Origin of the sequence: Micromonospora sp. ATA51 (assembly GCF_016802855.1) — a bacterium.
In the GTDB taxonomy this organism is placed as follows: Bacteria; Actinomycetota; Actinomycetes; order Mycobacteriales; family Micromonosporaceae; genus Micromonospora; species Micromonospora sicca.
Genome location: NZ_JAEVHJ010000647.1, coordinates 1 through 1,498 on the forward strand (window position 1 = coordinate 1; position 1,498 = coordinate 1,498).

The 1,498-nt window shown below is 68.0% G+C and carries 1 protein-coding gene; it reads right to left on the reverse strand.

Annotated elements, in window-relative coordinates; translation table 11 throughout:
- Positions 1-8 precede the first annotated feature (8 nt).
- Positions 9-1,376 (reverse strand): IS66 family transposase, encoded by a 1,368-nt coding sequence (locus JNW87_RS38630; RefSeq protein WP_238455467.1) that lies wholly within the window; start codon positions 1,374-1,376, stop codon positions 9-11.
- Between the last annotated feature and the right edge of the window lie 122 nt (positions 1,377-1,498).

Consider the following 1,498-nt stretch of genomic DNA (forward strand, 5'->3'; position numbering starts at 1 on the left):
GTACGTATTCAGCTTGAGTGAGCTGGGGGCATCCACGGTCCGGTGGTGAACAGCTGTTTGAGCACGTCGAGTGCGTCCAGGCCGTGCTTGGCGGCGGTGGACAGGTAGGAGCGGACCGCGGCGAAGTCAGCGAGTCCTTGCAGGGTTCGCCAGGTCCCGGAAATCTTCTGCTGCAGCTTGACCGGACGAAGATCACGTTCGGCCTGGTTGTTGGTGAACGGCACGGCCAGGTCGACGACGAACCGCAGGATCATGCCGCGGTAGGTGTGGAAACGCTCGGCCAGCTTCCCGGCCCGGGACAGCTCGCCGTGGCGGTTGGGTGGGTTCTGTTGGCGGCCGTAGGCGATCGCGCCGGCGTAGCAGGCCCGGATGTGGCTGATCTCGGCGTCGGTCAACGCCTCCCGGCCGGCCGCGACGGCCTGCTCGGTCATCGCCTTGGCCATGAGCAGCGTGTCGGCCATCACCTCCGCCCACTGCTGGCCGGCCGGATCCTGCTCGTGCACGGCACGCAGGTCACGGATCAGATGCGCCCCGCACCAGGCGTGCTCGGCGTCGCTCAGGTGCTGGTAAGCGGCGTAGCCGTCACGCACGATGGTGCCGTCGAAGCCGGGCAACACCCCACCGGCGTCGATGTCGGCCTTGCTGCGCCCGCCGACGTGGAACAACGTCAACCCCGGGGTGCAGGCCACGTGCACGTACTTGAACCCACCGCCCAGGCGCGCCGGAGTCTCATCGACGTGCAGCACCCGCTCCACGTGCAGCAACGCGGCCAGGTGTGAGGTGAACGGGCCCAGCCGGCGGGCCGCCTCAGCGACCACCGCGTGCACGAACCCGATCGACACGGGCGCCCCGCACAGATCACCCAGCAGCCGTGACACCCGCGCGAACGGCAGGAACTGCGCCCCCCGCCCATATACGGCCGCAGCTTTGACGCCGGTCCCGTACTGCGCCCGACCGGTCACCCCGACCGGGGCCTCACCCTCACTGACCTTCCCACACCCGCACAACACCGCCACAACCTGATGCTCGGTGACCACCATCCGCGGCTCAGGCAACTCGAAGACCTGCCTGCGCTGACGCCCGAACTCCACCGCATCAACCAGGTCCGCACCGCACGCCGCGTTCACACACCGATCCGGCCGGTGCACCACCGTGTGATCCGGATCCGAGATCAACTGCAGCGTCGACCCCGACGAACCCGGCTGCTTACCCCGACGCCGACCAGACCCCCCACCGGTCGGCTTCGGCGTCCGCCGACCCAACCCATCCGACGACGGAGGCTTCGAGGAGTTCGTCGAGTTCAACCCCAACCGACGCCTCAACTCGGCGTTCTCCGCCTCCAGCCGCTCAACCCTGGCCCCCAACTCAGCCAGCATCCCCACAAGATCCTCATACGAGGGACGCTGCGGCTCGGACGACACCCGAAGATCATGCCAGCACGCCAGCCACAGTGGACAACAGGTCCCGATCAGCGACTCACCTCAGGCTGAACACGTAC

Excerpts from the sequence above, each read along its gene's own strand:
- JNW87_RS38630 (WP_238455467.1), bottom strand. The coding sequence starts at position 1,376 with ATGCTGGCTGAGTTGGGGGCCAGGGTTGAGCGGCTGGAGGCGGAGAAC.